The organism is Nitrosomonas sp. Nm84 (genome assembly GCF_003201565.1).
Lineage (GTDB): Bacteria > Pseudomonadota > Gammaproteobacteria > Burkholderiales > Nitrosomonadaceae > Nitrosomonas.
In genome coordinates this window covers 1-4,877 of the sequence record NZ_QJJP01000058.1, presented here as the reverse complement: position 1 = coordinate 4,877, position 4,877 = coordinate 1, and the positions used below count along the sequence as shown (strand labels likewise).

General features: G+C 46.3%; 3 protein-coding genes and 1 tRNA gene. All 4 read right to left on the bottom strand.

The window, feature by feature from the left end; translation table 11 throughout:
* Window positions 1-726: 726 nt before the first annotated feature.
* Window positions 727-818 (bottom strand) — tRNA-Ser (locus C8R34_RS15855).
* Window positions 819-896: 78 nt separating this feature from the next.
* Window positions 897-1,364, bottom strand: a complete 468-nt coding sequence (locus tag C8R34_RS15850) for an MEKHLA domain-containing protein (RefSeq protein ID WP_110342222.1) — start codon at window positions 1,362-1,364, stop codon at window positions 897-899.
* A gap of 26 nt (window positions 1,365-1,390) precedes the next feature.
* The gene (locus tag C8R34_RS15845; RefSeq protein WP_110342220.1) at window positions 1,391-2,422 is read right to left on the bottom strand and encodes a PstS family phosphate ABC transporter substrate-binding protein; all 1,032 of its coding nucleotides are present in this window, start codon (window positions 2,420-2,422) and stop codon (window positions 1,391-1,393) included.
* A 227-nt stretch (window positions 2,423-2,649) separates the two neighbouring features.
* Window positions 2,650-4,389, bottom strand: a complete 1,740-nt coding sequence (locus C8R34_RS15840; protein WP_110342218.1) for an OprO/OprP family phosphate-selective porin — start codon at window positions 4,387-4,389, stop codon at window positions 2,650-2,652.
* Between the last annotated feature and the right edge of the window lie 488 nt (window positions 4,390-4,877).

The window sequence follows — 4,877 nt, the reverse complement described above, 5'->3', positions numbered from 1 at the left end:
CCCGCCTAAAATTTAGGCAAGATACGTGAATTACCTGGTCAGTTTTCAACCGGTACAACTAGGCTTTTAGTGTCAAGTTTCGATCGGTGTCAACATGCAGCGATTGCGACAATCCTTTGACCGCTTGCTGGACGAAAGGGCGCAGTAAACACTATCCATACTACTATTGTTTTTCCAAAGGTTGCGAGAGCTACGGCAAAGCCATTGCCCGCGAGAAACTCGAAGGACAATTTGTGAATCTGTTGCACCAGCTTGTTCCGTCAGTTCCATTATTCAAAATCGCGACAAAGATGTTCGAAACTTGGTGGAATTATCGTCAGGGGCAAATTGCGCAGCGCGGACAATCGATGGAGCGTGAAATAAAGAAGCTCGATAGCGCAATCGAACAAGTAATGGACAGATTGATTGAAACAGATAGCCAAACGATGATCAAGGCGTATGAAAAGCGGATCAAACAGATGGAAACCGATAAAGCCGTTCTTGTTGAAAAATCCGGTCAATCCATGCGCCCGATGAGATCATACGACGCGGCACTTAGAACCGCTCTGGATTTTATTGCAAACCCTTATAAACTCTGGGATTCTGGACGATTAGGCGACCGTCGTGCAGTGCTGAAACTGGTTTTTCCGGGTGAGTTCCAATATCACCGAAATACAGGACTTAGAACCGCTGAAACCCCATTACCTTTCAAGGTGTTAGGGAGGCTAGGAAGCCAGAAAATTCAAATGGCGGAGAAGGCGGGATTCGAACCCGCGGTACGGTTTGAGCCGTACACACGCTTTCCAGGCGTGCACCTTAAGCCGCTCGGTCACTTCTCCGATCTATGATCAGCAGGGGGCAAAGAATAAACCAGATATTGTTTTCGGGCAAATTTGTTTTATTTTTGGAGGTTAAATTCAGCTCACATATTTCCAGGCAGGGAACGTAGCGCCTTGCCCGACTGTGGCGCCATCGGGTTTGTGGATGTTCCAGATGACGATTTTATCAACCTGGAAGCGTTTCCCGGTACTGGAAATTCTTATGCCACTGTAATCAGAAATATAACCTTGTGTTTTAACTTGTTCCAGCATGCGCGCGCGCTCTTCACGTTTGGCCGGTTCAGCGGTGAGACGGGAAGGGGTTTGTGTGAATTGCTGCCAGTCCATGACCCATAGATCCAGTGCCGTCTGATTGCCGTAATTTAAGATGGGGTCGTCTTCCACACCGTGTGACGCCACTACGAGCGTGCTGTTGAATAATCGTTCGGCCTGTTCCAGCGGCGTGCCGCTGCGATCAATGAGTTCTTGTCGGACCCAATGGGCGTAGCTGTCGAGTAAATACTGACACCACTGCACTACGTTTGGACTTGCCCAGTGGGTTTGCATCGCTGTTTATTGTGAACGTGGATACACTAATAGTGCTCGTATTCCAGACGACCTTCACGTCGAATCAGGTCGTCGATAGTCAATCCTACTGCAGACATGCCCATGCCATTGAATACCGTGCCCGCTCTTTTATTTTTAAAGTGCTCCAGCATGGTCGCATAGGCGCTGGGTGGCAATGGGAAGAATCTGACTTCCTTTACTAAAAGTATGGCATTCTTCAAATAGAATTCAACAAATTGTTTGATTTCAGTTTTTTCCGCCGCCTTGATGTTTACATAAATGAAGATGGGGCGGGATAAAGGCTGATAACTTCCATTCTCAACGGTTTCGACAGACGGTAGCACAGCGCCTTTGCCTCTGTCATTGTCCACCGCGACTGCTTGAATTCTATTTTCATTTTCGATGTAATCAGCAAAACCGAAGAAACCTAATGCGTTTTTATTACCGGCTACGTTGTTTACCAAAATATTGCCATTTTCGGATTTGGTGAAGTCGTTGCGGCTTGATTTGGCTTTACCGACGATGGCTTCGGTGAAGTAATCGTATGTCCCAGAATTTGTGTCTGCGCCATAGAGCTTAAAGGCTTCATCAGGCCATGACGGGTTAATCTGATTCCACTTAGTGATTTTACCTTGGGCGGCGGGCTCCCATATTTTCTTCAGTTCCGCGACAGTCATGCGTTTGCTCCAACTGTTTTCCAAGTTGACCGCCACGGTTATGGCATCAAACGCTACCGGTATTTCGATATATTGCACTCGGGAATTTTTGCAATGCTTCATTTCATGTTTCATGATAGGACGGGAGGCATTCACGATATCTATCTCGCCGAGACAGAATTTCTTGAAACCGCTACCGCTACCGGAGATATCAACCGACACTTTCACGGTATCCTTTTTAGCGATCTCGAACTTGTCTGCGGCTGCTTTAGTAATGGGATATACCGTACTAGATCCATCAATTTTGATAACTGGTTGGGCATTCGCAATGCTCACGGCGCTTGCTAGTGCGCCTAACAAGAGAAATTTACTCAGTAGTTTAAGGTTGTGTAGCTGTGGCATTTCACTCTCCATGTGTTTGAGATGGTTGTTGTGTGCACGGCAACTTCAGAGTTCATGCGTTAGATATTAGCGCATGTTTCTCGGCAATAACAGATCCTGCAATAAGCATTTAAGTATTGGCGAAACGAGCAGGAATCTGGATCTTGCCGGGAATTCATGAGGAAATCTGAATTCCCGGTTTATGCACAATTTGAGCTATCCTCTGATTAAGAGGCTGTTAGATAACCTTAGAAATCGACTGTAACCTGTGTCAGGAATGCGCTCAGATCACCATTATTCCACCCGTTAGTGCGTGCACCGGCGCCGCCGGAATAACCATCCGTATTGGTGATCGGTGTTCTCGCCGTGTTGATATCCAACACATGGACAATGTTGGTCTGGAATTTAACATTCGAGTGGGGATACCAGTTCAAGCCAATTCTGACCATGTCCGCCTGACCGCCCTTGATTACACCAGAGTTCATGTTGATGTAATCGTATCCGGCAGCGATTTCCCATGCGCCCCAGCCTGAACCATTCCACTGAAATGGCCGGTTAGGTTTAATCCGATTTGCTGCACCGTTTCTAACGTGATAAGCCTTGGACTCGCCAGTTAAGAAGTAACTCGCAAAACCGTAATAACCGGTCAAATGCTCGCCATCATAACCAGTACCATTGATATTGGTGCGCAAATATTCGCCTTGTGCAGAGAAGGGGCCATAAACGAACCAAGCCTCTGCGCCGTAGCGATCGTAACTGCTGACGCGGCGGTGATTGGGATCGGTGAGCGCCCCTGTACTTAAATTGCCGGTATTCAGTATGTTGGTACGATCTACGTTGGTTCCCGGGAATGCAAAGAATGACATGCCGCCACCGCCTCCATTCGATCCCTCACCAACCATAGTGCCGTCAGCACGGTATTTTGTGTTAACGTCGGTGTGTCCTGCAGAAATGCCGACATGCATAAACTTGGTTTCATCTTCCATCCACGGTCTGCCACTGACACGGCCGATACCTTCCCAACCCGTGTCACCAGAGCCGTTATTGCGGCTTTGATTACCGTTGGCGTTCACTGAGGTGGAAGCGGCTGACCAAGCGCCAATAGGTTCTGTTTGGAAAGCCAATCCGGTCTGCCAGCGTTGCACCGCATAATTGAGACCGATACCTGTTTTGTACGTATTGGGGTTGTCGACGAATGAGTTGACTGACATATGACGTTCAATGAAGGTGAGATAGCGGTTACTGGCAGCTTCTTCCAGACTGAATGGTTCCTTGAATGAACCAATTTTATAGGATAGTGCATTGGTATGATTTAACCGCACGAATGCATCGGTAATTCCAGATCCAACCGAACCATTTCCACGACTAAAGTCGTATTCAAACTTGTAATCCCAGATTTTCATGAATGTGCCCTCAACCCCTAGACGAGCTCGGCGAATATTCATTCCACTGTTCAATTCATTCGAGGTGTTGGTACCAAATGCGGGATCTGGATCATTGACGAAATTGTATTGTGAGGCGGGTTGTATACGACCATTGAGCGATACTGAGAAATTGCCATCCTTGGTTGACCAATGCAATCCGCGATCATCAAAGTTCCCATGTATTTTTTCCACTTCCTTGACGCGCTCTTCGAGTACTGAAACTTGACCTTTAAGCTGTTCTTTCTCAGCTTTTTCTCGCAATCTTGTCAGGCGGTCACCTGCAGGCTTATCGCCTGCTCCCGCTCTCTGGTTTTCATAACCTGAAACTGATTCGGTCGACTCTGCTGCAGTTTGCGTTGGTGCTGCGAGTACTTTGGATGTTTCTGTTTTGGCAGACGCTTGTCCGGATTTTTCATACGTACCCATATGCACCCGTCCAGGGCCGGGTTCCGCAAAAATTTGTTTGGTTTTTGTATCAACATACAAATCCAACGCGTGAGCGTCGGATATGACGCTCAAATTGACTACAGCTACGATTGCCAAAATAAGTCTGAATGATTGCATAGTTTGTCTTTGATCCAGAGGTTGAAAAATAACTCGTGTATAAGATGGCAATCGTTATATCGCAGTAATGTTACAGTTTTGTGACAGTTACAATTTTCTTGCAGTTTCGTGACAAAGCTTCTTGTCCAGATCTGGATATCAACTGGTTAACTACTTGAAATCATAATTCTTAATTCTTAAAATAAGCAATGCACCTGACGGTATAGAATAATTACTAGGATCAATGAATGAGTGGGTTTTCTTGAATGGGTGGGAACTTTCATTACGAGAGGGCCTGTCTAACAAAGTGTCGAGTTGGAAGTTTGATTTTCCATACACGGCACTAATTCTATTAGCTAACTTATTAATTAATAGGAGGTATTAAAATGGCAACAACATATGGCACAACTAGCTCAAGTTCGAGCGCAAGCTACGACATGTCGTTGTGGTACGATTCGAAGTACTACAAACTGGGCATGCTAACGATGCTGCTGGTAGCGATATTTTGG

Bases quoted from the DNA above. Each gene is read 5' to 3' on its own strand.
- C8R34_RS15850 (WP_110342222.1), bottom strand. From the start codon at position 1,364: ATGCAAACCCACTGGGCAAGTCCAAACGTAGTGCAGTGGTGTCAGTAT.
- C8R34_RS15845 (WP_110342220.1), bottom strand. From the start codon at position 2,422: ATGCCACAGCTACACAACCTTAAACTACTGAGTAAATTTCTCTTGTTA.
- C8R34_RS15840 (WP_110342218.1), bottom strand. From the start codon at position 4,389: ATGCAATCATTCAGACTTATTTTGGCAATCGTAGCTGTAGTCAATTTG.